This window comes from Pseudarthrobacter sp. SSS035, from assembly GCF_023273875.1.
Classification (GTDB): Bacteria; Actinomycetota; Actinomycetes; order Actinomycetales; family Micrococcaceae; genus Arthrobacter.
On the sequence record NZ_CP096882.1, the window covers coordinates 1,301,318 to 1,324,994 of the forward strand.

General features: G+C 66.1%; 25 protein-coding genes and 1 pseudogene. 9 read left to right on the forward strand and 17 right to left on the reverse strand.

The annotated features are described in order from the left end of the window. Positions 1-5: 5 nt before the first annotated feature. From MUN23_RS05870 to MUN23_RS05890, 5 genes are read right to left on the reverse strand one after another with little or no spacing between them, the layout of a single operon-like run. Positions 6-299, reverse strand: coding sequence for a DUF503 domain-containing protein (locus tag MUN23_RS05870; RefSeq protein ID WP_248762970.1), 294 nt, complete (start codon positions 297-299; stop codon positions 6-8). 30 nt (positions 300-329) lie between these two features. Next, complete coding sequence (locus tag MUN23_RS05875; protein ID WP_248762971.1) at positions 330-647, reverse strand: putative quinol monooxygenase; 318 nt, start codon at positions 645-647, stop codon at positions 330-332. A 34-nt stretch (positions 648-681) separates the two neighbouring features. Beyond that, positions 682-1,308, reverse strand: coding sequence for a hypothetical protein (locus tag MUN23_RS05880; RefSeq protein ID WP_248762972.1), 627 nt, complete (start codon positions 1,306-1,308; stop codon positions 682-684). 14 nt (positions 1,309-1,322) lie between these two features. Beyond that, on the reverse strand, positions 1,323-1,907 hold the full coding sequence (locus MUN23_RS05885) for a DUF1990 family protein (RefSeq protein ID WP_248762973.1): 585 nt from the start codon (positions 1,905-1,907) through the stop codon (positions 1,323-1,325). Next, positions 1,868-2,284 carry an MmcQ/YjbR family DNA-binding protein gene (locus tag MUN23_RS05890; protein ID WP_104062661.1) on the reverse strand — a complete coding sequence of 139 codons (417 nt, stop codon included), beginning with the start codon at positions 2,282-2,284 and terminating at the stop codon, positions 1,868-1,870. The genes MUN23_RS05885 and MUN23_RS05890 overlap by 40 nt, the downstream gene beginning before the upstream one ends. Positions 2,285-2,329: 45 nt before the next feature. Here MUN23_RS05890 and MUN23_RS05895 point away from each other — a divergent pair, with 45 nt between their 5' ends. After that, positions 2,330-3,358, forward strand: coding sequence for an isopenicillin N synthase family oxygenase (locus MUN23_RS05895; RefSeq protein WP_248762974.1), 1,029 nt, complete (start codon positions 2,330-2,332; stop codon positions 3,356-3,358). Here the strand turns inward: MUN23_RS05895 and MUN23_RS05900 are convergent, their stop codons facing one another. Continuing rightward, positions 3,359-3,784 (reverse strand): CoA-binding protein, encoded by a 426-nt coding sequence (locus tag MUN23_RS05900; RefSeq protein WP_248762975.1) that lies wholly within the window; start codon positions 3,782-3,784, stop codon positions 3,359-3,361. It abuts the gene before it with no gap. Positions 3,785-4,057: 273 nt separating this feature from the next. On the opposite strand from MUN23_RS05900, the gene acs reads away from it, so the two are divergent. The 4 genes from acs to MUN23_RS05920 are packed head-to-tail and all read left to right on the forward strand — an operon-like array spanning position 4,058 to position 9,364. Then, positions 4,058-6,277: an acetate--CoA ligase gene (gene acs / locus MUN23_RS05905; RefSeq protein ID WP_248762976.1), complete on the forward strand. Its 2,220-nt coding sequence runs from the start codon at positions 4,058-4,060 to the stop codon at positions 6,275-6,277. After that, the gene (gene sfnG / locus MUN23_RS05910; protein ID WP_248762977.1) at positions 6,274-7,500 is read left to right on the forward strand and encodes a dimethylsulfone monooxygenase SfnG; all 1,227 of its coding nucleotides are present in this window, start codon (positions 6,274-6,276) and stop codon (positions 7,498-7,500) included. Before acs ends, sfnG begins: the two co-directional genes overlap by 4 nt. Further along, the gene (locus tag MUN23_RS05915) at positions 7,500-8,873 is read left to right on the forward strand and encodes an O-acetylhomoserine aminocarboxypropyltransferase/cysteine synthase family protein (RefSeq protein WP_248762978.1); all 1,374 of its coding nucleotides are present in this window, start codon (positions 7,500-7,502) and stop codon (positions 8,871-8,873) included. Before sfnG ends, MUN23_RS05915 begins: the two co-directional genes overlap by 1 nt. Then, complete coding sequence (locus MUN23_RS05920) at positions 8,870-9,364, forward strand: CoA-binding protein (protein WP_248762979.1); 495 nt, start codon at positions 8,870-8,872, stop codon at positions 9,362-9,364. Before MUN23_RS05915 ends, MUN23_RS05920 begins: the two co-directional genes overlap by 4 nt. Before the next feature lie 48 nt (positions 9,365-9,412). On the opposite strand, the gene MUN23_RS05925 is transcribed toward MUN23_RS05920, so the two are convergent. The 5 genes from MUN23_RS05925 to MUN23_RS05945 form a co-directional block, all read right to left on the reverse strand. Next, positions 9,413-10,195 carry a hypothetical protein gene (locus tag MUN23_RS05925; protein ID WP_248762980.1) on the reverse strand — a complete coding sequence of 261 codons (783 nt, stop codon included), beginning with the start codon at positions 10,193-10,195 and terminating at the stop codon, positions 9,413-9,415. After that, positions 10,192-10,743: an RNA polymerase sigma factor gene (locus MUN23_RS05930; RefSeq protein WP_248762981.1), complete on the reverse strand. Its 552-nt coding sequence runs from the start codon at positions 10,741-10,743 to the stop codon at positions 10,192-10,194. Before MUN23_RS05930 ends, MUN23_RS05925 begins: the two co-directional genes overlap by 4 nt. 257 nt (positions 10,744-11,000) lie before the next feature. Beyond that, a complete protein-coding gene (locus MUN23_RS05935; protein WP_248762982.1) occupies positions 11,001-11,342 on the reverse strand; it encodes a DUF1508 domain-containing protein in 342 nt (113 codons plus the stop codon). Between the two features lie 262 nt (positions 11,343-11,604). Then, positions 11,605-12,894, reverse strand: a complete 1,290-nt coding sequence (locus MUN23_RS05940) for an adenylosuccinate synthase (RefSeq protein ID WP_056348633.1) — start codon at positions 12,892-12,894, stop codon at positions 11,605-11,607. A 244-nt stretch (positions 12,895-13,138) separates the two neighbouring features. After that, positions 13,139-14,203 carry a M14 family zinc carboxypeptidase gene (locus tag MUN23_RS05945; RefSeq protein WP_248762983.1) on the reverse strand — a complete coding sequence of 355 codons (1,065 nt, stop codon included), beginning with the start codon at positions 14,201-14,203 and terminating at the stop codon, positions 13,139-13,141. Between the two features lie 308 nt (positions 14,204-14,511). Here MUN23_RS05945 and MUN23_RS05950 point away from each other — a divergent pair, with 308 nt between their 5' ends. Continuing rightward, entirely contained in the window at positions 14,512-15,141 is a 630-nt protein-coding gene (locus tag MUN23_RS05950) for a uracil-DNA glycosylase (protein WP_056348638.1), read from the forward strand. Between the two features lie 103 nt (positions 15,142-15,244). On the opposite strand, the gene MUN23_RS05955 is transcribed toward MUN23_RS05950, so the two are convergent. Further along, positions 15,245-16,207 carry an ABC transporter substrate-binding protein gene (locus MUN23_RS05955; protein WP_248764004.1) on the reverse strand — a complete coding sequence of 321 codons (963 nt, stop codon included), beginning with the start codon at positions 16,205-16,207 and terminating at the stop codon, positions 15,245-15,247. A 189-nt stretch (positions 16,208-16,396) separates the two neighbouring features. On the opposite strand from MUN23_RS05955, the pseudogene MUN23_RS05960 reads away from it, so the two are divergent. The 3 genes and pseudogenes from MUN23_RS05960 to MUN23_RS05970 all read left to right on the forward strand — a co-directional run bounded on the left by MUN23_RS05960 (position 16,397) and on the right by MUN23_RS05970 (position 19,367). Further along, positions 16,397-17,500, forward strand: a pseudogene (locus MUN23_RS05960) (iron chelate uptake ABC transporter family permease subunit). After that, complete coding sequence (gene fepG / locus MUN23_RS05965; RefSeq protein WP_248762984.1) at positions 17,497-18,546, forward strand: iron-enterobactin ABC transporter permease; 1,050 nt, start codon at positions 17,497-17,499, stop codon at positions 18,544-18,546. The pseudogene MUN23_RS05960 and the gene fepG overlap by 4 nt, the downstream one beginning before the upstream one ends. Further along, positions 18,543-19,367 (forward strand): ABC transporter ATP-binding protein, encoded by an 825-nt coding sequence (locus MUN23_RS05970; RefSeq protein ID WP_248762985.1) that lies wholly within the window; start codon positions 18,543-18,545, stop codon positions 19,365-19,367. The genes fepG and MUN23_RS05970 overlap by 4 nt, the downstream gene beginning before the upstream one ends. 190 nt (positions 19,368-19,557) lie before the next feature. Here the strand turns inward: MUN23_RS05970 and MUN23_RS05975 are convergent, their stop codons facing one another. The 5 genes from MUN23_RS05975 to MUN23_RS23450 form a co-directional block, all read right to left on the reverse strand. Beyond that, the gene (locus MUN23_RS05975; RefSeq protein WP_248762986.1) at positions 19,558-19,980 is read right to left on the reverse strand and encodes a DUF3151 domain-containing protein; all 423 of its coding nucleotides are present in this window, start codon (positions 19,978-19,980) and stop codon (positions 19,558-19,560) included. Between the two features lie 2 nt (positions 19,981-19,982). Continuing rightward, entirely contained in the window at positions 19,983-21,002 is a 1,020-nt protein-coding gene (gene fbaA / locus MUN23_RS05980) for a class II fructose-bisphosphate aldolase (RefSeq protein WP_248762987.1), read from the reverse strand. A gap of 208 nt (positions 21,003-21,210) precedes the next feature. Next, positions 21,211-22,140: an endonuclease domain-containing protein gene (locus MUN23_RS05985; RefSeq protein WP_248762988.1), complete on the reverse strand. Its 930-nt coding sequence runs from the start codon at positions 22,138-22,140 to the stop codon at positions 21,211-21,213. A 133-nt stretch (positions 22,141-22,273) separates the two neighbouring features. Next, positions 22,274-22,918 carry a lipase family protein gene (locus tag MUN23_RS05990; RefSeq protein WP_256468701.1) on the reverse strand — a complete coding sequence of 215 codons (645 nt, stop codon included), beginning with the start codon at positions 22,916-22,918 and terminating at the stop codon, positions 22,274-22,276. Beyond that, positions 22,837-23,529 (reverse strand): lipase family protein, encoded by a 693-nt coding sequence (locus MUN23_RS23450; RefSeq protein ID WP_256468702.1) that lies wholly within the window; start codon positions 23,527-23,529, stop codon positions 22,837-22,839. The genes MUN23_RS05990 and MUN23_RS23450 overlap by 82 nt, the downstream gene beginning before the upstream one ends. Positions 23,530-23,677: the final 148 nt, after the last annotated feature.

Below are 23,677 nucleotides of genomic sequence, written 5' to 3' on the forward strand. Positions count from 1 at the left end.
ATGAGTCAGTCGTCGCTGCGGAGCTCCCGCTGCCTTGAGCTGAGCAGTTCAAACTCGGGCCGGGCTGCCACAAAGCGTTCGACGGCGGTGAGCACCTCCACGAGGTGCGCCCGGTCTGCTGCCACCAGGCCGGCGCCCACCTGCGAGCGCCGGTACTGGTCGTGGTCCCCCACCTCCGCGACGGACACGTCGAAGCGGCGCTTGAGCTCGGCCAGCAGCGGCCTGATAACGGAGCGCTTCTCCTTCAGGCTCTGGACATCGCCCAGGAGGATGTCGAATTCAATCCAGCCGATCCACATGCAGTAATCGTATCGACTGCTCCGACGGGGTCAGATGGTCAGTTCGCCCATCCGGTCCCAGCCTTCGCTATCGAGCTGGCGGCTGATGATGCGCGGCGTCTCGGCCAGCGCCTGCGGCATGTCCGCCATGGCCTGCTTGAAGTGGGTGCTGTTGACGTGGTCCCCGGCGGCGTCGTCCTTGAAGGCTTCCACCAGCACGAACTCGTTGGGGTCATCCACACTGCGGGACCAGTCGAACCACAGGTTGCCGGGCTCCGCGCGTGTGGCTTGGGTAAACGCGTCCACGAGGCCGAGCCAGCGCTCGGACCAGTCGGGTTTGACCTTGAATTTCACGACGATGAAGATCATGCGGTATTCCTTCCGTTGCAGGGGTGTGGGTTGTTCAGCCTGCGGCCAGGGCAAGGTCACAGGCCTGGATGGCCTCCCGTGCAGCCTGCTGCTGCGCCGGGGTTCCTGCCCGTTCCGCCCACTGTTCGGCCAGTTGGAACTCCACCAGCGCCTGGGCGAACCGGCCGGCGCCGTGGAAAGTCCAGCCGAGGTTGTTGTGCAGTGCCACCATCCAGCGCCGTGTGTGCGGATCGTGGGCGGTAGACGCGTATTCGAGGGCGCTCCGGGTCCACAGCTCAGCATGGGCGGAGTCTGCCAGGGCCAGCATGTGCAGCGCGTCGACGGCGAGGAACTCCTCGCCGAGGTGGTCGCCGAGCTCGGCTGCCTGTTCGAACAAGGGTACGGCCATGGCGGCATGGCCGCTGGAGTTCAGGACGCGTCCGCGTTCCAGCAGGATCCGCACTCCGACGGTAGGTTCTTCCTCGCCGTCCACGGAGTCCAGCAAGGCATCCGCCTCCTCGTACCGGCCCTGCAGGCCAATGGCCCGGCCAAGCTGCGTGGCGAGTTCGGCCTTTTCGTCGGTGTCGTAGGTCGGGTCGGCAAGGGCGTCCCGGAAGCGCTGTTCGGACAGCTCGGGATCCCCAAAGTTCCATAGGCGGTCAAGGGTCGATTGGTCCAGCATGTACCTTCTCCTGATCAGCTTTCACCTGCGGCGAGTTGGCGTGCCCCTCCAACGTATCGCGAAGTGATGTGCCGCTGCGCCGCCCGGGCCAGCAGGCCTCCCGCCTGGTAGAACCAGTTCGCGTGCCTGCTGAAGGCGGTGATCTTCAAGAACACCTGCCCGTCAGCGGCGATCTCGACTTCAAAGGCTTCCTCGCCGCGTTCAGGATGGCCGGGCAGCGTGCCGTAGCCGAAGCCCGCTGACTGGGGGCCGTCTCCGGGCACCGGCCGCCGGACCCAGACCACCTCGCACGGGGCACTTATACGGAAGGGCCCGACGCCGAACCCGCTCACCACCCGCGCGCCGGGGATCACGACGTCGGACTCGGTCCGGACGCGCAGGCCCGACCGCCGCTGCAGTTCCCAACTAAGGATTCCGTGCGCCACCCTGCGGTAGACCGCCAACCCCTCACCCAGGTGCTCCCGCGATACGACCCAGTGGTAGCCTTCCGGCGCCCGGCCGTGTTCGGTGGCGCCGATGCCCGGGTAGTTGAGGCCGCCGGCAGCCAGGCGCTTCCCGGTCAACGGGGCCCGCCCGAAGAACCGGACAGCCGCGCCCACCCCAGCTGCTCCTGTTGCTTGCGGCTCAGGGAGGCCACCACCAGGTCATAGGAGTCCTCCACCATGTCCCGGACCATGGCATCGGGCAGGTTTCCGTCCAGCCGCACGCCGTTCCAATGGGTCTTGTTCATGTGCCACGCGCCGGTGATTTCCGGGTGGGCGGCCCGCAGCTGCTCAGCCAGGGCGGGTTCACATTTCAGGCTCACGGACCAGTCGTCGGGGTTCATGGCGGACGCCGCAAACATCTTGGCTTCATGCCGCGCGCCACCCGCCACGGCAGCCCGGACCTTGAACACGGAGGTCTCCGGACCGAAGGGAAAATCCTCGAAGGCACCGGGAAATGACAGGCATATTGCCTTGAGTTGGGCTGCGTCCATGGACCGAGCCTACAAAGCCCTTCCCGGCGGTGCTAGTCTGCGAAGATGTCACCCGATCAGGCCACCATCCCCGTTCTGGACATGAGTGCCGCACGCCAGCCGTACGGCTCCTTCAGCCCTGAATTCATCGAGCAGCTGCGGGACGCCGCCCACAACGTGGGTTTCTTCCAAATCACCGGTTACGGCGCCGCCCCCGGCCAGGCCGAGGAACTGCTGGCCCTCATCAAACGCTTCTTCGATCTGCCCCTCGAGGAGCGGATGAAGCTGGACAACAGGATTTCCCCGCACTTCCGCGGCTACACCCGGATGGGCACCGAAGTCACGCAGGGACGGGCCGACGCCCGCGAGCAGATCGACTACTCCCCCGAACGCGAGCCCGTCCACAACTACCCGGCCGACCAGCCGTACTGGCTGCTCCAGGGGCACAACATGTGGCCCGACGAGGCATTGCCGGAGCTCAAACCGGCGGCCATGGCCTGGGCCGAGCTGATGTCCAGTGTGGGCATGGAGCTGCTACGGGGCATCTCGGTTTCCCTGGAACTGCCGGAGGACCACTTCGACGAACCCTTCGGCAACGAACCGGCGTGGATGGGAAAGCTGGTGCATTACGTCGGCGGTGTGGTGGAGGCGGCCGGGAACCAGGGCGTGGGCTCCCACGCTGACTACGGTTTTGTGACCCTCCTCCTCCAAGACGAGGTGGGCGGCCTCGAAGTGCTACCGCCCGGGACAACTGAATGGGCGCCGGTTGAGCCTGTTCCCGGGGCACTCGTGGTGAACCTGGGCGAAATGCTGGAGGTGGCCACGGAAGGCTTCCTTGCCGCCACGATCCACCGGGTCAAGGCGCCGCCACCCGGCGTGGACCGCTACTCAGTCCCGTTCTTCTGGTCCCCGCGGCTGGACGCGGTCATCGATCCGGTGCCACTGCCTCCGGAGCTCAAAGCCCAAGCCCGTGGCATCTCCGACGATCCGTCCAACCCCATGCTCGCGTCCTTTGGCCTGAACATGCTCAAGGGCCGCATGCGGGCGCATCCCGATGTGACCGAACGCCACTACCCGGAGCTGATGCAGCGCTGATCAGAGGTTGTACTTCCACGCCTGCTGCGCGGGGCAAACGTTCATCACCACGTCCAGGCCGGCGGCCTTGGCACGATCCACTGCCGCTTCGTCGATAACGCCCAGCTGCAGCCACACGGCTTTGGCGCCCACCGCAATTGCCTGGTCCACCACCGCCCCGACCTTCTGCGAGTTCACAAAGCAGTCGACGACGTCGAGGGGTTGCTTTTCGGACGGAATTTCACCCAGGGTACGGTACCCGGTTTCGCCGTGGACGGGGTCGCCGGGAAGGTTGACGGGGATAATCTCCATCCCGAGCCGGTCGCGGATAAACAGCGAGGTGTCGTAGGCTGCGCGCCACTCGTTGGTGGTCAGGCCCACGATGGCCCACCGCCCTTTGTTTCGCATCAGGCGCTCAATAACGGCAGGATCGTTGACGTGGTCCATGATGCAAGCGTACATCGTCCCCTGAGCGGCCCATGATCGAATATTTGAATGAACAACTGGCGTCAATACTCGCGTGAACGAATATTACGTTCCACGGACCCTGGTTTGGCGCATGGCGTGCGGTTCGGCTGTAGTGGTAGTGACCATCCCGAGCGGCCGAGAGACCTGGATCGATGAAGCCGCAGCATCCCTGACCAAACGCTGTACGCGTTGAGGCGACCATCCTCGGCACACAGCGAAGGGTGCTACCGCCAGGATCGATGGAGCACATCTATGACATCAGATTTATCCTCTGCCACGCCTTTATCTACCCTGAGTCCCGTCAGCGCCGCAGCAGCGGCCGCCGCAACGGACTCTCTCCAATCCACTTCGAACGCGACGGCGATCGAAGCAGGGCTGCGTGACGCGGCCGGCCCCACCAACAGCCCATCGGGATGGTCCTCGACCGGGCTGCAGGACGACGCTGTGCACGGCGCACCGTCCGGCGGGCCGGCCCGTCACGGCAGCACAATCAGCAGCACCACCGCCGCGCAGCACACGGCGGAGCACGAAGCCGCCCAGCCGGACAATGTGGCATTTTGGGAACAGCAGGCCCTCCGCCTGGACTGGGCTCAGCCCGCAGGAACCCCCGGCCGCAAGCCGTGGCACACGGCCCACCGCCGCGTCCCGGCCGACGCCGCGGCCAGAAAAGGCCCGGAGATCACCTGGTTTGAGGGCGGCAAGCTCAACGTCGCCTACAACTGCGTGGACCGCCACGTCGCCAATGGCAGGGGCGACAACGTGGCCCTCCACTTCGAAGGCGAGCCCGGCGACCGCCGCACCGTCACGTACACGCAACTGCAGCGCGAAGTCTCCAAGGCGGCCAACGCCCTGCTGGCCCTGGGAGTCACCAAGGGCGACCGCGTGGTCATCTACCTTCCGGTCATCCCCGAAACAGTGGTCATCACCCTCGCAGTGGCCCGGATCGGCGCCATCCACTCGCTCGTTTTCGGTGGCTTCTCCGCGGAGGCCCTGAAGTTCCGTGTCGAGGACACGAGAGCCAAGCTCCTGGTGACCACGGACGGCCAGTTCCGCCGCGGTGTCGCCGTGCCCGTTAAGGACAACGCGGACGCTGCCGTCGCCGGGGACAACGCGATCGAGCACGTGCTCGTCGTCAACCGCACCACGGCGCCGGAGAACCTGGCCGCCGTCCCCATGACTGAAGGCCGCGACGTGTGGTGGCATGACGCCGTCGGGAGCGCCGCGGACGTCCACGAACCGGAGGCGTTCGACGCCGAAACGCCCCTGTTCATCATGTACACCTCCGGGACCACCGGTAAGCCCAAGGGCCTGGTCCACACATCCGGCGGCTACCTGACCCAGGCGTCCTGGAGCTTCGAACACCTCTTCAGCAACCCGGATCCCGCACTCCGTGACCAGGACGTGCACTGGTGCACCGCGGACCTCGCCTGGGTCACGGCGCACACCTACGAGATCTACGGCCCGCTCTCCAACGGCGCCACCCAGGTGATCTTCGAAGGCACGCCCAACACCCCGCACCCGGGCCGCCACTTCGAAATCATCGAACGCTACGGCGTCACGCAGTACTACACCGCGCCCACCCTGGTCCGCTCCCTGATGGGCTGGTTCCCTGATGGCGTGCCGGACAGCTACGACCTCTCCTCCATCCGCATGCTCGGCACGGTGGGTGAAGCCGTGAACCCTGAAGCGTGGCGCTGGCTGCGCCAGAATGTCGGCGCCGGCACCGCACCCGTGGTGGACACGTGGTGGCAGTCCGAAACCGGCGCCACCATCCTCTCCCCCGCCCCCACGGACACCGAGTTCAAGCCGGGCTGCGCCGCCCGCCCGCTGCCGGGCGTCAGCACCAGGATCGTGGACGACGCCGGCAATACAGTGCCGCCGGGCGTCCAGGGCTTCATTGTGGTGGACACCCCCGGGCCCGCCATTGCGCGCACCGTCTGGGGCAACCCCCGCCGCTACTACGACTCCTACTGGAGCAAGTATGTGGAACAGGGCTGGTTCCTGGCCGGCGACGGTGCGAAGTACGACGCCGACGGCGACATCTGGATCCTGGGCCGCGTGGACGACACCCTCAACGTCTCCGGCCACCTGCTGTCCACCATCGAGATCGAGTCGGCGCTGGTGTCCCACCCGGACGTGGTGGAGGCCGGCGTCTGTCCGGTGGCCGACCCCAAGACCGGGCACGCGATTGTCGCTTTTGTCGTACTAAAGCGCGGGGTTTCGACAAGCTCAACCACCGAGGAGCTCCGCAACCACGTCGCGAAGGCGATCGGCCCCATCGCGAAGCCGCGCGACGTCGTCGTCGTTCCCGACGTACCCAAGACCCGCAGCGGCAAGATCATGCGCCGGCTGCTCACCCAATTATTTGAGGGGACCGCCCTGGGCGACACCACCTCACTCCAAAACGAACCGGCGATCGCCGGAATCCAGGACGTCCTGCGCGAGCGGGCCCTAGTAAAGGAAAACTCATGACAGACATCAGCAACGTTGCCCGCCTTTCAGAGCCGCTCAAGTTTGCGTACTGGGTACCGAACGTTTCCGGCGGCCTGGTGGTCTCCACCATCGAACAGCGCACCGGCTGGGACTTTGACTACAACAAGAAACTCGCGCAGATCGCCGAGAACTCCGGCTTCGAATACGCCCTGACGCAGACCCGGTACGCCGCGTCCTACGGGGCCGACAAGCAGCACGAGGCCACGTCCTTCAGCCTCGCCCTGCTCGCGGCCACGGAGCGCCTGAAGGTCATCGCCGCCGTCCACCCGGGCATGTGGCACCCCGGCGTCCTGGCCAAATTCATCATCACCGCGGACCACATCTCCAACGGCCGCGCCGCCGTCAACATCGTCTCCGGCTGGCTCAAGAACGAATTCACCAACTTCGGCCTCGACTGGCTGGAGCACGACGAACGCTACGTCCGCACCGAGGAATTCATCAGAGTGCTCCGCGGACTGTGGACCGAGCAGGAGTACAGTCAGGCCGGCAAGTACTACAACATCACCGACTTCACCCTGAACCCGGCCCCCGTGGACGTTCCCGGCCGCGCGCACCCCGAAGTCTTCTTCGGCGGAAACTCGACGGCGGCGCAGGCCACCGCCGGCCGCGTGGCTGACTGGTACTTCTCCAACGGCAAAGACCTGGAAGGCTTCAAGGAGAACATCTCCGGCGTTGTTGCGGCGGCGGGTGAGACCCGGCGCGGCACCCAGGGCGCCCTGGCCGCCGCTTTGCCCTCTCCGAGGTTTGGCCTCAACGGCTTTGTCATCGCCCGTGATTCCGAGAAGGAAGCCCGCGACACGCTGCGCGAAATCGTCGAGAAGGCGCACAAGCCCGCCGTCCAGGGCTTCCGCGACGCCGTGCAGGAGGCCGGCGCGTCCACCAAGGACGGCAAGGGCATGTGGGCCGACTCGAGCTTCGAGGACCTGGTCCAGTACAACGACGGCTTCAAGACCCAGCTGATCGGCACCCCCGAGCAGATCGCGGAACGGATCATCGAGTACAAGAAGATCGGCGTGAACCTCTTCCTCACCGGCTACCTGCACTTCCAGGAGGAAGTGGCCGCCTTCGGCCAAGACATCCTGCCAATCGTCCGCGAACTCGAAGCCGACCTGGCCCGCAAAAACGGCACCGAGCTGCTGGTGGTCGAGCCTGTCGAGACCGGGGTTTCGACAAGCTCAACCACCGGACTGGTGACTGCGTAATGGCTGACCGCAAGTTCGGTTTCCGCACCCGCGCGCTGCACGCCGGCGGCACGCCCGACGCTGAGCACGGCGCCCGCGCGGTGCCCATCTACCAGACCACGTCCTTCGTGTTCAAGGACACGCAGGACGCCGCCAACCTGTTCGCGCTGCAGAAGTACGGCAACATCTACTCCCGCATCGGCAACCCCACCGTGGCCGCGTTCGAAGAGCGCATCGCCTCCCTGGAGGGCGGCATCGGTGCGGTGGCGACGTCGTCGGGCATGGCCGCGGAGTTCATCACCTTCGCCGCACTGACGCAGTCCGGCGACCACATCGTGGCGGCCTCCCAGCTCTACGGCGGCACCGTCACCCAGCTGGACGTGACCCTCCGCCGCTTCGGCGTTGACACCACGTTCGTCCCCGGCACCGACCCCGCGGACTATGCCGCGGCGGTCCAGGAAAACACCAAGGCGATCTTCGTCGAGGTGGTGGCCAACCCGTCGTCGGAAGTCCAGGACCTGGCGGCCCTCGCGAAGGTAGCGCACGACGCCGGCGTCCCCCTCGTGGTCGACGCCACCTTGAGCACGCCGTACCTGGTGCGCCCGATCGAACACGGCGCCGACATCGTCATCCACTCCGCCACCAAGTTCCTCGGCGGGCACGGCACCACCCTGGGCGGCGTGATCGTGGAAAGCGGCCGGTTTGATTGGGGCAACGGCAAGTTCCCCACCATGACCGAGCCCGTGGCTTCCTACGGAAATGTCTCCTGGTGGGGCAACTTCGGCGAATACGGCTTCCTCACCAAGCTGCGCTGCGAACAGCTGCGCGACATCGGCCCGGCACTGTCGCCGCTCTCGGCCTTCCAGCTGCTGCAGGGCGTGGAAACCCTGCCGCAGCGCCTGGACGAGCACCTCAAAAACGCGCAGGCCGTGGCCGAATGGCTCGAAGCCGATCCCCGCGTGGCCTACGTCAACTTCTCCGGGCTTCCCTCGCACCCGCACTTTGAGCGCGCGAAGAAGTACCTGCCCCTGGGACCCGGCTCCGTGTTCTCCTTCGGGGTGAAAGGCGGCCGCACGGCCGGGCAGAAGTTCATCGAATCCCTGCAGCTGGCCTCACACCTGGCCAATGTTGGCGATTCCCGCACCCTGGTGCTCCACCCGGGTTCCACCACGCACCAGCAGCTGAGCCCGGTCCAGCTGGAGTCGGCGGGCGTCCCCGAGGACCTGGTCCGCATTTCCGTGGGCCTGGAGGACATCGAGGACATCCTGTGGGACCTGGACCAGGCACTGGACGCGGCGTCGGTTTCGACAGGCTCAACCACCAACGCGGATTCCTCCACCGGGGCGAGCTCAACCACCGACGCGGATTCCTGCACGGTTGGAGCGAACGTATGAGCACCGGCGAACGTACCTGGACCGGACCTTCCGCTCCGGAGCGCCTGAACCTGCTGCGGGCAGCCACCTCGATTGCGATCGTGGGCGCCTCGGACAAGCCGTCCCGGGCCAGCTATTTTGTGGCGACGTACCTGCAGTCGTCCACGCGGTACAAGGTGTACTTCGTGAACCCCGTGGTCAAGGAGATCCTTGGTGAACCGACGTACGCCTCACTGGCCGATCTTCCCGAAAGCCCGGACATCGTGGATGTGTTCCGCAAGCACGATGACCTCCCGGGTGTCCTGGACGAAGCCATCGCGGCCGGCGCCAAAACCCTCTGGCTGCAGCTCGGCTCCTGGCATGAGGACGTGGCCACGGACGCGGAAGCCGCCGGGCTCAACGTGGTGATGGACCGCTGCGTGAAGATCGAGCATGCCCGGTTCCATGGCGGGCTGCACCTGGCCGGCTTCGACACCGGCGTGATCTCCTCCAGGCGGCAGCTGCTTTCCTGACGAAGAGGCTCTTCCTGGAGGAAAGGCTCTTCCTGCCGGAGATCCGGATTAGCGGGTGAACTTCTTCAGCCAGATTGAACCGGGACCGGCACTGCCGGCCCCGGTTTTTTCTGTCAGTGCCGGAGGGACGATGGCTGACGTCAGGGACTCCCCCGCCGCCGCGGCTTCGGCCAGGGTACCGGCAACCAGCTCTCCGGCCTCGTCGAGTCCGGCAGCGGCGTCACGGGTGACGCCCGCAGCGTTCCCCGGCGCGCCGCCGTCGTCCGTCCTTGACGTACCCGACGGCGTACCGATTCCGCGGCCGGCCGGCTCCGCGCCCCGGTCCTGGCCGGCGTTTTCCGGACCTTTCGCCGGCGGGGCAGTTTCCCGTTCAACAGTTTGGGGCTGTGCCGGCGCCGCGTCGTTGTGGGTTGCCGGCTCCGCGGGCAACTGCGCCTCCGCCGGATTTGCGGCGGTTCCGCTGGCGGCGGGAGTCCCCGCGATGGACCAGCCGGGAGCCCAGTCCTGCAACAACTTCTGGATGGAGCTGCTGGCCTGCGCGTCCGGAGCGGTGCCGGTGGCGGCCACCCCGGTGACGCCCAGCCCCATCCCCGCAATGACGGCAAGGCCCACAACAGTGGTCCGGTGCTTCCGGAGGAGCCGGTGCCGGGCGAGCTGGTGGGTCTGGCCAGACAGGAGTGCCGCCAGTTCATGGCCGGGCTCGGGTGCAGGCAGGGAGCCCAGGGAGCCCACCGCGAGAAGGGTTTCGCGGAGGCCGGCGGCATCGTCCACACCGGCGTCAAGGAGCATTTCATCAATGGTCCGGATCAGGGAGCTGGCATTGGAGGTCATGGCGCCACGTACTCCTTCACTGCAGACTGCTCGCGCAGCCGGATCAATGCACGGCGCTGGAGCTGTTTGACGGCACCGGCACTCCTGCCCATCACAGCGGCCACCTGATCCACAGTAAGGCCCGCGACAAGGCGTAACGACAGCACTTCCCGCTGTTCATCCGGCAATTCGTTGAGAAGATCCGCCACTTCCTGCGGGGAAATCCGCTGCAGCACTTCAGCCTCGGCCGAGGACTCCACGCGTCCGTCAAGGTCCGGTTCGAACGGGAGTTTACTGGGGGTGCGCTGCTGTCTCCGGTGATCGTCCACCATCCTGGCGTGCGCCACGGAGAAGACAAACGTGCGCAGCCCGGCCACGCCGCCGGTAACCTTCTGCAGCCGTGGCAGGATGGCGATGAAGACTTCCTGCATAACCGCCTCCGGATCTTCTACCCCGCGGGCTGTGAGGTAGCCCAGGACCTGTGACGCGTAGGTTCGGTACACGATGCTGAAGAGCTCCGGATCGCGGGCGCGCGCACGCAGAACGTCGTCTGTCAGTGCATCGGTCACGGACACAGGGCCTTCGGTGGAGGGGACTGGGCTTGCGCGGCGTAGGGCCCGCACGTCATGGGCGGAATGCCCTCGCCAGCTAACTTTACCCTCCGGTAACAAAAAGAGCCGGGCTGGAACATGATGGGGGACAAGTTCCAGACCGGCGCTTCACAGGGGTAATCGCTCCAGGCACCGCAGGGGTTACTCGGTCGGACAAAAAACTTTCCGGGACCGTGACGTCGGGGGGTTCTTGCGCCGCCTACGTCCGGCGTGGGTCAGGTCCAGCGCGGCGCAGTCACCCTCCGGCGCGGCGTCTTGGCAATAACAAACGTGTGGGGCCTGGTGGCGGGAACGGGCTGGTCCCCGCAGTCCGGCTGGAGTTGGGCGGGGAACACCACAGGGGCGGGTACGGGGACCGGCGGTGCAACCTTGGCGGCGGGGCTGAGATCGGTGACCAGCCCTGTCCCGGCGCATTCGCGGACGGCGGCAATCCCGGCAGCCACGGCGGACTTATCCTCGAAGGCCCCGGACACGGCCACCACTGTGCCATCCGGCGCCTTGAGGCGGAACCTGAACCGTGAATCCGAGTCCAAAAAAACTTCAAACTTCCCGGCCATGGTAAATCCTTCCGGTCTGCGGGTCCCGTCCGGGCGGCATCTTCGCCACGGGCGGTCCCGGAAGCATCGCTGCGTCCGGCACCTACGGGTCTGGTGGAACGATCTGCTGATCAGTTCAGGGTGTGCTTAAGAGTCTGTCCGGGCCGCGTATAGCCCCACAAGACCGGCCGCGTAAACCCTGTGTAAATTCCGCACAAACCCCACGCAGAACAAAGGCGGGCCACCCACCAGGGTGACCCGCCGCCGTCGTAATTCAGTAAAGCTAGTCGTTGATCAGATCGTGGACCACGATGGTCTGGTCGCGGTCCGGGCCGACGCCGATCGCGGAGAAGCGCGTGCCGGAGAGCTTTTCGAGGGCCAGCACGTAGTTGCGGGCGTTCTCGGGGAGATCCTCCAGGGTGCGGGCACCGGTGATGTCCTCGGTCCAGCCGTCGAAGTACTCAAAGATGGGCACTGCGTGGTGGAACTCGGTCTGCGTCATCGGCATTTCGTCGTGCCGCACACCGTCGACGTCGTAGGCAACGCAGACCGGGATCTGCTCGATGCCCGTGAGGACGTCCAGCTTGGTGACGAAGTAGTCCGTGAAGCCGTTCACGCGGGAAGCGTGGCGGGCCAGGACGGCGTCGTACCAGCCGCAGCGGCGCGGGCGGCCGGTGTTTACGCCGAACTCGCCACCGGTCTTCTGCAGGTACATGCCCATCTCGTCGAACAGTTCGGTGGGGAACGGTCCGGCGCCGACACGGGTGGTGTAGGCCTTGATGATGCCGATGGAGCGGGAGATTCTAGTGGGGCCGATGCCCGAGCCAACGGACGCGCCGCCGGCGGTCGGGTTGGAGGAGGTCACGAACGGGTAGGTGCCATGGTCCACGTCCAGGAACGTGGCCTGCCCGCCTTCCATAAGCACAACCTTGCCCTCGTCCAGGGCGTTGTTGAGGACCAGGGTGCTGTCGATGACCAGCGGGCGCAGGCGCTCGGCGAAGGCCAGGAAGTAGTCCACGATCTCGTCCACCACAATGTCGCGGCGGTTGTAGACCTTGACCAGGAGTTCATTCTTCTGGCGCAGGGACCCTTCCACCTTCTGGCGGAGGATGGACTCGTCGAAGACGTCCTGGACGCGGATGCCCAGGCGGGCCACCTTGTCCATGTACGCGGGGCCGATGCCGCGGCCGGTGGTGCCGATGGCGCGGCTGCCGAGGAAACGCTCGGTGACCTTGTCCAGGACCTGGTGGTAGGGCGCCACGAGGTGCGCGTTGGCGGAGATGCGCAGCTTGGACGTGTCCGCGCCACGGGCCTGCAGGCCTTCGATCTCCTGGAACAGGGCCTCGAGGTTCACCACACAGCCGTTGCCGATGATCGGAATCGCGTTGGGGCTCAAAATGCCGGCCGGAAGGAGTTTGAGCTCATACTTCTCACCGCCTACGACGACGGTGTGCCCGGCATTGTTGCCGCCGTTGGGCTTTACGACGTAGTCAACGCGGCCGCCGAGAAGATCGGTGGCCTTGCCTTTTCCTTCGTCGCCCCACTGGGCTCCTACGATCACGATTGCTGGCATGGGATCCTCCCCCATTCGTTCGGGCCGCACAGGTCCGTCCACCGAGATGGCAGGCCTGCGTAGCGCCGTTCATGAGAATGCCCCGAAGGCCATAGCCTGGCCGGACCGCTACGGCGGCCAACCACGCAAGAGTCCGGGGCTCTTACCACCCAAGTTTAGCCGATCACGGACTTTGTCCACTCAATAGGGTGCCCGTGGCCCTTCGCGCGCGGCAAAGGACCACGGGCAGACTTCCCGCGGTCTACTACTCGTCGTCAGCTTCCTCGCCGGGACTGGACGTCTGGGTGTCCAGGCTGTCCCAGAAGGACGTGTCGGCGTCGGCAATCGAACCGTCAGCGATGGCCGCCGCAGTGGCCGTCAGCGTGGTCACTGTCTGCTGGATCAGGTAACCGTTGCTGCGGAGTCCGAGGGCGTAGCCGTCCAGATAGTGATCAGACATGCCACGCATTTCGAAGAGCAGGGTAGCGATCCCGTACTCCACTGCGATGCCGTTGCGGCTGATGGTCTCGGCGCTGCCGCCCACATACTTGCCCAAGTGGCCCCAGCCGGTGGAGTCGACGTTATTAAAGACCACGGCGCCCAGCTGCTTGGACTTTTCCACAACAGCCGGATCGGCATTGGGCGTGGTGGGGTACAGGATGGACCCGGAGACCAGCTTTCCGTCGCGTTCGCTCCGGGTGCCCTGGTGGTGCAGGTCGATCATGTAGTCAATGTTGTACTTGCGCATGACGTTGGTGTGGAGTGACTGGGTTTCGGGCTGGATTTTGGCGACGTGGTCGCGGTTCAGGTCCACCTCCTCGGCGTTGTACCGCGTCATGTTGCGGTCTCCCTTGGCCAGGTAGTCGTCCAGAGGGAAGTTCACATCTCCCATCGCGCCGTCGGCGTTGAGCATGGGAACAATGAGGATGTTCACTCCGTCCAGGATGTCCCCCGATTTCCCGGTTCCCAGGTGTTTCACGAATGCCATGGCACCCTCGGTGGTCAGCTGCTCATTTCCGTGCTGCTGGGTCAAGTACAGGATGGTGGGCTTGGCCGGGTCCGAAATGTACTTCACCAGGTGGATGTCCCGGCCCTTGACAGTCTGGCCGATCACCTCCAGGTCCATGGCTGGCTGGCGGGTGTCCTGATCCTTCAGGAAGGAGACCAACTCGTCATAGGTTGCCAGTTTCGAGGTGGTGATCTGGCCGTTGCCGTCATAGTTGGGGCCTTCGCCCACGGCATGGGCCAACGGTGCCGGCGCGGCGAGTGCCGCCAGAACCAGGGCTCCGGATACGGCCGCGGTCCTTAAGGTTGCCAGGGTTTTGTTCACGGTACGTTACCTCTTTCGAGTGCATGGAGGGTGCGACCAGCCGCAACGTCCTTATTGCGCGCTGTCACAGAAGCCAATCAAGCTAAACGAAAGCTGTCAATTAACTTGACAAGGCCTGCTCGCCCTGTGCCGTCCATCACGGGAGGCCGGGGCCGGGCCCCGCATTTCGCGGGGCTTGCTAAACTGATAGAGATCGACCAGGAATCGGTCCACACCACATTTGAAACCACGCCGGACCGGCGCGCCCATCACGCGCCCATTTTCCGGATTGGCAGCATCGCCGAGCCCCGCAGGAGACATTGCACTATATGACAGCCCTGGCCCCAGAATCCCTCCGTGAACAGCTCCTGAGCCGCCGTTACGAGCCCAACGTTGCCGCCGTCAACGAGCTGTGCGATTCCCTGCAGAGTGTCAAGCCCCACACCGAAGTCCCCTACGTTGACCCCATGCACGACGTGGACGAGTGCCGCATCATCAGCCTCTACTCCAACATCGGCGAGGCTGACCCCTCCGGCTTCATCACCGCCGGCGACGAAGACGCCGCCACCCGCATGCTCGGCATCCAGTGGAAGCTGGGCCTGCGCCCCGAGTTCGTGATGCCCTGGAACGTACACCCGTGGCACACCCCCGGCGAGGTCAACGGCAAGTTCACGCCGGACCAGATTTCCGCCGGCCTCAAGCCGCTGCTGAAGTTCCTCGCCGTGGTCCCCCGCGCTTCGGTGATCGTGGCCCACGGCACCGAAGCCAACCGCCTGGCCAACCTGCTGCTGAAGACCGAAGTTCCGCTGCTCTGGCGCCGCGGGCTGAAGACCTACAAGGTCCGCTCCCTCAGCGGCCGCGCCTTCGCCGGGACGCCCGCACGGCAGGAACAATACCTCGAGGAAATGCGCGTCGTCTACACCGACGCCATGGCCCGCACAGGGCTCGCGAAGGTCTAACCACCGGAACGCTCAATTACCGGTGGGGACGACGGCGGGCGGTCACCTTTCCTGGAAAGGTGACCGCCCGCCGTCGTACTTCCTTAAGTGCTTGGCTGACTTCTCAGCCCGCGGTAAGCAGGTCCTTGAGTTCATCCTGGATCAGCGAAGCGCCGGTGGGACCAAGGCCCAGGAACCAGGTGTCATCGCTGACGGCCTTGGCGTGGCCGGACTTGACGGCCTCGAGTCGGGGCCAGACGGCGCCTTCAACAACAGAGGTTTCCCCGGTGGCGGAGGGCTCGCCGTAGCTGCTGTAGAAGATCCAGTCGGCATCGGCGTCGCCGATGTTCTCGGCAGAGATCTCCGCAGCCAGCTCGTCTATGTCCTGGTTCTCCGGCCGGGCGATGCCGGCGTCCTTCAGGATCACGCCGATGAGCGATTTGTTGGCGTAGAGGCGGATCTTGCCCGGCAAGAAGCGGACCAGGGATACCTTCTGGTCGTCCGGGACTGCAGCCTTCAGTTCATCGGCCTTGGCCTGGTAGGCGTTGAGCGCGGCGACCGCCTTGGTCTCCTCGCCCAGTGCCTCGCCAGCCAACAGGAAGTTTTCCTTCCACGGAAACCCCGGGCGGATGCTGAAGACGGTGGGAGCAATCTGGGAAAGCTGCGGGTAGAGCTTGTCCGCACGCAGCTTGCTGCCGATGATGAGGTCCGGCTTCAGGGCAGCGATCGCCTCGAGGTTCAGGTCCTGGATAGTGCCCACAGTTTCCACGCCGGCCACCTTGTCAGCCAGGTAGCCGGGGACCGCGTTGGCACCCTCCGTAGTGGCCATGCCCACAGGAGTGACGCCCAGGGAGACCAGGGCGTCGAGCTCACCGGTGTCCAGGACAACGACGCGCTCCGGCTTTTTGTCGAGAGTGGTCTCGCCGTTGGCGTGCTTGATGACGCGGGGGAATTCGCCGGCCTCGGCGTCGCTGCCGAGCTTGGCAGTCTCCGCGTCGGCGGTGGTGAACTTGGATCCGCCGGTGGCAACCTCTGCGTTGCCGGCGGTACCGGATGCAGTGTTGGAGCTGCCGCAACCGGCCAGCATGCCAAGAACTAGCAGGGCACCGGCGACTTTGAGGCCGGAGCTTCGTCCGCGGATGCGGGTACGTGCGGACTCGTGGTCCGTCACTGAATCGTCAATTTTCACGAAGTAAGGATAACCTAATTAGAATGTGATCCTTGATCCGGGCGTTGCCCGGAAGGTCCCCAACCCGTGCCGGAGCGCCCTATACCCATGCAACAAGACACCATCCCCGGGGAATCACGGCCGAACGCCGGCACTCACTTCACTGTCACCGCGGCGGGCGTCCTGGCAGAGATGCCGCCCAGCCCTGGCGCGGTCCGGCGGGGCAGCTGGCGGCTGGTCCTGCTGCTGACCGCAGTTGGTGCCCTCACCGGCGCCGCGCTGCTCAGCCTCGCCATCGGCGCCAAGTCCATTCCGCTGGAGTCGGTGCTGCAGGCCTTCTTTGCCTACGCGGATACCGCGGACCACGCCATCATCCTGGAGAACCGCCTGCCGCGGACCTTGCTGGGCATCATTGCCGGGATATGGCCCTGGGAGCGGCCGGCGCACTGATCCAGGCCATCACACGCAACCCGCTCGCGGACCCGGGCGTGCTGGGCGTTAACGCCGGGGCGACCTTTGCCATTGTGATAGCCGTGGGCGTCTTTGGCGTCTCTACACTGAGCGGATACGTGTGGTTCGCGCTGGGGGGCGCCGTGCTGGCAGCCGCGGTTGTGTACTTCATAGGCAGCGCCGGCCGGAACATCGTGAACCCTGTGCGGATCACCCTCGCGGGCGTGGCACTGGGGGCTGTGCTGACGGGTATTTCCTCCGGGCTGACGCTCACTAACCCACGGGCCTTCGACCAGCTGCGGTCCTGGAGCATCGGCTCGCTGGACAGCCGGTCCATGGACAGTCCTGGTGGCGGCGCCGTTCATCGGGGCGGGCCTGCTGATAGCCGTGGTCACCACCCGTGGCCTGAATGCGGTGTCGCTGGGCGACGAACTGGCCACCGCACTGGGTGCCAACTCGAACCGGACGCGCATCCTGGGGCTCGTCGCCATCACCTTGCTCAGCGGTGCAGCCACCGCCGCGGCCGGTCCTATCGGCTTCATTGGCCTGATGATTCCGCATGTGGCCCGCTGGCTGATCGGGCCGGACCAGCGCTGGATCATGGCGTACACCCTGGTCCTTTCACCACTGCTGCTGCTGGTGTCTGATGTCCTGGGCCGGGTGGTGGTACCCGGCGAGCTCCAGGTGGGCATCGTGACATCCTTCATCGGCGCACCGGTGCTGGTGGCCCTCGCCCGGCGCCGGAAGGCCAGTGCATTGTGAGCGTCGATTTCGGCAAAGCCGCCTGGCAGATCCGCACCCCCGGCGGGGGAATCAGCCTCCGCGTCAGCCGCAGGACAGTTGCCGTGGGCATCCCGGTGGTGCTCCTCACCATGGCGGTATCTGTCATGGCCCTCGCCAGCGGCGCACTGGAGATCAGCGTTGAGCAGGTCCTGCGCGCCTTCACGGGGTCCGCGGAAAGCATGGCCCAGACCGTCGTGATGGAATGGCGGCTGCCGCGTGTCCTGATGGCGGTGCTGTTCGGCGCGGCCCTGGGCGTGAGCGGCGGAATTTTCCAGTCGCTGACCCGCAACCCACTGGGCAGCCCGGACATCATCGGCTTCAACACCGGAGCCTACACCGGCGCGCTGCTGGTCATCCTGACCATGGGCGGCAGCGCCATTCAAATCGCCGGCGGCGCACTGATCGGCGGGCTGTTGACTGCCCTGGCCGTCTACCTGCTGGCCTACCGCCACGGCATCCAGGGGTTCCGGCTGATCATCGTGGGCATCGGCGTCAGCGCCGTGCTGGCCTCGGTCAATCACTGGATCGTCCTGCAGGCTGAGCTTGAGGTGGCCATGAGCGCCGCCGTCTGGGGCGCGGGGTCCCTCAACGGCATCAGCTGGGAGCAGGCCTGGCCCGCGGCAGCCGTCATCGCCGTCGCACTCCTCGCCGCGGTCTTCGTGGTGCCCTCCATGCGCACACTGGAACTGGGCGACGACGCTGCCAAGGCGCTGGGAGTTCGCGCCGAACCGGTGCGGATCGCCCTGGTGGTGCTCGGCGTCGGACTTACCGCCGCCGTGACCGCAGCCGCCGGTCCCATTGCCTTCGTTTCGCTGGCCGCCCCGCAGCTGGCCCGCCGGATGACCGGCAGCGCCGGTATCGCCCTGCTGCCCTCCGCCCTCGTCGGGGCGCTGCTCCTGGCTGCCAGCGACTTCGCGGCACAACGCCTGTTTTCGCCCATTCAACTGCCCGTGGGCGTCGTCACCGTCTCCATCGGCGGTATTTATCTCATCTGGCTGCTGGCCAGGGAAGCGAGGAAGTCGTGAGCATCTCCACCAAGGCTCCCGCGCGACTGCAGGCCCGCGGGCTCAGTGCAGGGTATGACCGGAAAATCGTCAGCAGGGAACTTTCCCTCACCATCCCCGACGGCCGCTTCACCGTCATCGTGGGACCGAATGCCTGCGGCAAGTCGACGCTGCTGAAAACCCTGGCCCGCCTGATCAAGCCGCACGCCGGCGAGGTGGTCCTCGACGGCCGCTCCATCTCCGCCATCCCCGCCAAGGAACTGGCCCGCACGTTGGGCCTGCTGCCGCAGTCGTCCATTTCCCCCGACGGCATCACCGTAGCCGAGCTGGTGGCCCGCGGCCGCTTTCCGCACCAGAAGCTGCTGCGCCAGTGGAGCAAGGAGGATGAGGCGGCCGTAACGGAAGCCATGGCCATGACCGGCGTGACCGCACTGTCCGCCACGCTGGTGGACGAGTTGTCCGGCGGGCAGCGGCAGCGCGTCTGGGTTGCCATGGTGCTGGCCCAGGAAACCCCGCTGCTCCTGCTGGATGAACCCACAACGTTCTTGGACATCGCCCACCAGATCGAGCTGCTGGAACTCTTCCGCGAACTGAACCGCACGCGTGGCTATACCCTGGTGGCGGTACTCCACGACCTCAACCACGCCAGCCGTTACGCGGACAACATCGTGGCCATGAAGGACGGGCGGGTGGTGGCCGAGGGCGCGCCGGCCGACGTCATTACCGAGGAACTGGTGGAAGAAGTCTTCGGGCTGCCCTGCCGAGTCATCGAAGACCCCGTCTCGCTCACCCCGCTGGTCATCCCGCTGGGCCGGCCGGCACATGCCGCAATGGCCGGGTAGGTTTCGCTCCCCAACCGCTCCCTCACCTCGCAAGCTCGGCCAGGGAACCCTGCGGTCGTGGGCCCGGCTCAACCACCGGAAGTTATGACGGCGGGCGGCCACCTTCCTGAAAAGGTGACCGCCCGCCGTAAACGGGGCCTCCGCCGCCGAGGGTTCCCTGGCTGAGCGAAGCGAGGGAGGCGGTGGGGACCTACTTACCCTCGATGGCTGCCTTGGCTGCCGGGTCCGAGTCGTTGAGGAACTTCTCGATGCGTTCCGGTTCCTCGGCTTCGCCGATGGCCGCGGACGCGCGGCCCAGCGAGTAGAGCGCCCGCAGGAAGCCGCGGTTGGGTCCGTGCTCCCACGGGATGGGGCCCACGCCGCGCCAGCCGTTGCGGCGCAGCGAGTCCAGCCCGCGGTGGTAGCCAACGCGCGAGTAGGCGTAGGAATCGATGGTGCGGCCCTCGGCCCACGCCTCCTCCGCCAGGACAGCCCACAACAGCGACGATGTGGGGTGCTTTTCCACCAGGTCCAGGGCTTCGGCGCCGGCGTCCAGCTGCGCGTAGACGTCGGTCTCGGCAGGCAGGAGCGTTGGCTCCGGGCCCATGAGGTTCCTGCGGAACTCGTCCGACATGGCTAGAACGTCTTGCCGACGGAGCCGAGCTGGCGGGCGGCCTCGACGATGCGGGCAGCCATGCCGGCCTCGGCTGAAGCGCCCCAGACGCGGGGATCGTAGGTCTTCTTGTTGCCCATTTCGCCGTCGATCTTCAGCACGCCGTCGTAGTTGGCGAGCATGTGGCCGGCCACCGGGCGGGTGAAGGCGTACTGGGTGTCGGTGTCGATGTTCATCTTGATGACACCGTAGGAAACGGCGTCAGCGATTTCCTGGTCGGACGAGCCGGAGCCGCCGTGGAACACGAGGTCGAACGGGTTCTCCTTGCCGATCTTGGCGCCAACTTCGGCCTGGATCTGCTTGAGCAGCTCCGGGCGCAGCTTCACGCCGCCGGGCTTGTACACGCCGTGGACGTTGCCGAAGGTCAGCGCCGTCATGTAGCGGCCGTTTTCGCCGGCACCGAGGGCCTCAATGGTGGCCAGGGCGTCTTCGGTGGTGGTGTAGAGCTTCTCGTTGATCTCGTTCTCAACGCCGTCTTCCTCGCCACCGACAGTGCCGATTTCGACCTCGAGGATCATCTTGGCCGCGGCGGAACGCTCCAGCAAGTCACGGGCGATGCGCAGGTTGTCTTCAAGGGCCTCGTGCGAGCCGTCCCACATGTGCGAGTTGAAGATCGGGTTGCGGCCGGCCTTGACCTCCGCCTCGGAAGCTGCCAGCAGCGGCAGGACAAAGCCGTCCAGCTTGTCCTTGGGGCAGTGGTCAGTGTGAAGGGCGATGTTGACGTTGTAGTTCTTGGCCACTTCGCGGGCAAAGGCGGCGAAGCCGAGCGAACCGGCCACCATGTCCTTCACCGATGCGCCGGACCAGTACGCTGCGCCACCGGTGGAAACCTGGATGATGCCATCGGACTCAGCCTCAGCGAAACCGCGGATGGCTGCGTTCAGGGTCTGCGACGATGTCACGTTGACCGCCGGGAACGCAAAGCCTCCGGCCTTGGCACGGTCGATCATCTCGGAGTAGATCTCTGGGGTTGCAATGGGCATGGTGACTCCTATGCTGAGTTTTCGTCTATGGGTTGTGACCCTGGAGAGTAGACCTCTTACGGCTAGCCACCATCCTAGCCATTTCTGTGCAGGGGCAGTGTTTCGGGTCACGCGGGCCGGTAACACTAACGCTCACACGCCGCACCGAGATGGCATTTCACGGCAGTGCCGCGCGGCCGGACTGCCGTGATCTGTCATTTCGGCGTGGTCACCGGCGCCAGCCGCGGCTTTCCAGTGCGGCCCGGACTTTACGCACGACGGCGGGACGCTCCCCTGCGAGGTCGTCTTTGGATATGCGCACCTCAAGCCAGCCGAGCTCGCGTGTCAGGGCTTCCCGCCGGATGTCCCGCCGGTACTGCTCGGCGTCACCGTGGCCCGCGCCGTCGTACTGGATGGAGATCCGCCACTCGAGGTAGGCCGCGTCAGGCCACAACACCGGGGAGCCCTGCACTCCCCGCAGGACGTGGTTCAGTTCCGGCTCGGGCAGGCCCGCATGGACCAAAGCCAGGCGCATCTCGGTTTCGGGCCTCGAGTCGGCACCGACGCGGATCAGCTCCAACGCCGCCCTGGCCAACCTGGCTCCCCTGATTCCGGGATGCTCCGCGACCATGGCATTCAAGTCCTCCTCCGTGCACAGCGGGTCACGTGGCATTGGGAACTCCTCGCCGTGGGAGCAGACCAGCGAATCCCCCGCGATGACAAGTTCGTCCACGCCGGCCATTGATGCCAAATCCAGCCAGGTCCGGGCAGGCGAGGTGAGCCGGACGCCGTCGTACTCCACGAGCTCCCCGGGAAGGAAGGTCAACAGGTGCCCCACCACGTTGGCCCTGCGCGGCATGCTGAACCCCGGGCGGCGGGATAGGTGGACCCGCCAGTCAAACTCAAGCGTCCACCCAAGGGCAGCACGCCAAACCCGGGCGGCCGAGACATGGGTCAGGGCGGACGAGCCGTCCAGTTCCGTGTAGGCCCGCAACGCCGCAGCACCGTTGGCCCCTGAATCCAGGTGGACGCGGATGCCGCGGGAAACGGTGGCCAGGTCCTTGGCGGCCGTGCGTGTCCTGGTGACGCCGGCTTTGTCGGACATACGAAGCGAGAACGAACCAGCGGTCAGGTGTTCGGGAAGCGGGGCCCTGTGCATCCCCAAATTCTTGCCGATCCGGCCGGGCCGTGGAGGGTTATCCACAGGCTGGCGTACCGCCGCGCACCGAGGTGGCAGTTCAGAGCAGTGTCGGAGCCCGGGACTGCCGCGAAGTGCCATCTCGCGCAGGCGTTTAGCCGTACAGCCAGCAGTTGCTCACGGCGGACCGGCCCGCGAAGCGGCGCTCCAGGAAGATGAACGCCTGCGGGATGGCGGCCGCGTAGCCGCCAATGTGGGTGGCCTCGGCCGTGACATCGAAATACACCGACGATCCGGCGGCGCACCAGCGCCTGGCCAGCTGCCTGCCTTGGTCGTAGGGGATGACGTCATCGAGGACGCTGTGCGAGAGCAGTACGGGGACCTGCGGCGCCCGGCCGTTGCCGATCTTCTGTGCGGCAATGACGGTTTTCAGCTCGGGGAGCTCCAGCAGCGAGCTCAGCTTGTGCCCCGAAACCGTGAGCTGCGCAGTGTTCAGGAAGCCGCTTGAGGCGATCGACTGCAAGGTGCATTCGTTGTCTGTCGCCGCCAGCTTCGCCCGCCCGGCGGCGTTGAGGTGGGGGCTCAGGTCCAGTCCGCCGGCGGCGCCCATGCCCGTTACCGCGTAGAGCAGGAACCCGGTGTACAGGCCGCCGTCGAGGTTTCGTCCGACGGCGGGAAGGTCAGCGGGGACCGCCCCCGCGTACGCGCCCTTAAGGTTCAGCTCCGGAGCGTATTGGGGTGCAAGCTCGACGGCGGCCGCCGAGGCGCCGCCGCCCTGCGAGTAGCCGGCCAGCGCCACCGGGCCGCCGGGACGATCTGCGGGTTCCCCAACCGCTGGGCGGCACGGGCGGCGTCGAGGACGGCGTGCGCCTGCGATTCGCGCGCCATGTAGGTGTGGCTGCCGGCCGTGCCGAGACCCTCATAGTCGGTCACCGCTACGGAGTAGCCCCGCGCCAGCAGCCCGGCGATGAAGATCCCCTCGTATTCCTCGCCGGTGGCCATGGCCCGGGACGGTGCGCATTGGTCCCCCTGCCCCTGGGTTCCGGCGGCGTAGCTGACCAGCGGACGCGGGCCGGACCCGGTCCAGGCCGCGTACGGCACCAGCACTGTGCCGGTCACGGCGACAGACACCCCGGAACTGTTCACGGAGCGGTACATGATGCGCTGCACGGAGGCCTGGGCCCGGATGGTCTTGAGCGGATCGACATAGAAGACAGACGGCTCCGTCCGGACGAGGTCGCCGTTGTTGGCCGGAAGCGAGGCGGGGGTGATGTAGAAGTCGAGCGGGTTGGCGGTCGTCGCCGGTGCTGTGGCTGGGGCAGGAGCGGCTTTGGCTGCTGCGCCACTACCGAAGGTGAGAACCGCGGCCAACACAAGGGCCGAACAGACGCGTACAGAAGGATGCTTCATTGAACCTCCAGTCAGTGCCACACTCGCCAGTGAGTGTGATCCAGCCACATGCTACTGGCGGGTAACTTGTGGGCCTAGGGATTCGCGAAGATTACCGATAGTTTCGTCTCGGATTCAACGCCGGGGCCAGCCGCGCCTGCACCGAGAT

What these genes read in the sequence shown, in the direction of transcription:
- MUN23_RS05870 (WP_248762970.1), bottom strand. Translation starts at nt 299, where the DNA reads ATGTGGATCGGCTGGATTGAATTCGACATCCTCCTGGGCGATGTCCAG.
- MUN23_RS05875 (WP_248762971.1), bottom strand. Translation starts at nt 647, where the DNA reads ATGATCTTCATCGTCGTGAAATTCAAGGTCAAACCCGACTGGTCCGAG.
- MUN23_RS05880 (WP_248762972.1), bottom strand. Translation starts at nt 1,308, where the DNA reads ATGCTGGACCAATCGACCCTTGACCGCCTATGGAACTTTGGGGATCCC.
- MUN23_RS05890 (WP_104062661.1), bottom strand. Translation starts at nt 2,284, where the DNA reads ATGGACGCAGCCCAACTCAAGGCAATATGCCTGTCATTTCCCGGTGCC.
- MUN23_RS05895 (WP_248762974.1), top strand. Translation starts at nt 2,330, where the DNA reads ATGTCACCCGATCAGGCCACCATCCCCGTTCTGGACATGAGTGCCGCA.
- MUN23_RS05900 (WP_248762975.1), bottom strand. Translation starts at nt 3,784, where the DNA reads ATGGACCACGTCAACGATCCTGCCGTTATTGAGCGCCTGATGCGAAAC.
- acs (WP_248762976.1), top strand. Translation starts at nt 4,058, where the DNA reads ATGACATCAGATTTATCCTCTGCCACGCCTTTATCTACCCTGAGTCCC.
- sfnG (WP_248762977.1), top strand. Translation starts at nt 6,274, where the DNA reads ATGACAGACATCAGCAACGTTGCCCGCCTTTCAGAGCCGCTCAAGTTT.
- MUN23_RS05915 (WP_248762978.1), top strand. Translation starts at nt 7,500, where the DNA reads ATGGCTGACCGCAAGTTCGGTTTCCGCACCCGCGCGCTGCACGCCGGC.
- MUN23_RS05920 (WP_248762979.1), top strand. Translation starts at nt 8,870, where the DNA reads ATGAGCACCGGCGAACGTACCTGGACCGGACCTTCCGCTCCGGAGCGC.
- MUN23_RS05925 (WP_248762980.1), bottom strand. Translation starts at nt 10,195, where the DNA reads ATGACCTCCAATGCCAGCTCCCTGATCCGGACCATTGATGAAATGCTC.
- MUN23_RS05935 (WP_248762982.1), bottom strand. Translation starts at nt 11,342, where the DNA reads ATGGCCGGGAAGTTTGAAGTTTTTTTGGACTCGGATTCACGGTTCAGG.
- MUN23_RS05940 (WP_056348633.1), bottom strand. Translation starts at nt 12,894, where the DNA reads ATGCCAGCAATCGTGATCGTAGGAGCCCAGTGGGGCGACGAAGGAAAA.
- MUN23_RS05950 (WP_056348638.1), top strand. Translation starts at nt 14,512, where the DNA reads ATGACAGCCCTGGCCCCAGAATCCCTCCGTGAACAGCTCCTGAGCCGC.
- MUN23_RS05955 (WP_248764004.1), bottom strand. Translation starts at nt 16,207, where the DNA reads ATGCTGGCCGGTTGCGGCAGCTCCAACACTGCATCCGGTACCGCCGGC.
- MUN23_RS05975 (WP_248762986.1), bottom strand. Translation starts at nt 19,980, where the DNA reads ATGTCGGACGAGTTCCGCAGGAACCTCATGGGCCCGGAGCCAACGCTC.
- fbaA (WP_248762987.1), bottom strand. Translation starts at nt 21,002, where the DNA reads ATGCCCATTGCAACCCCAGAGATCTACTCCGAGATGATCGACCGTGCC.
- MUN23_RS05985 (WP_248762988.1), bottom strand. Translation starts at nt 22,140, where the DNA reads ATGCACAGGGCCCCGCTTCCCGAACACCTGACCGCTGGTTCGTTCTCG.
- MUN23_RS23450 (WP_256468702.1), bottom strand. Translation starts at nt 23,529, where the DNA reads ATGAAGCATCCTTCTGTACGCGTCTGTTCGGCCCTTGTGTTGGCCGCG.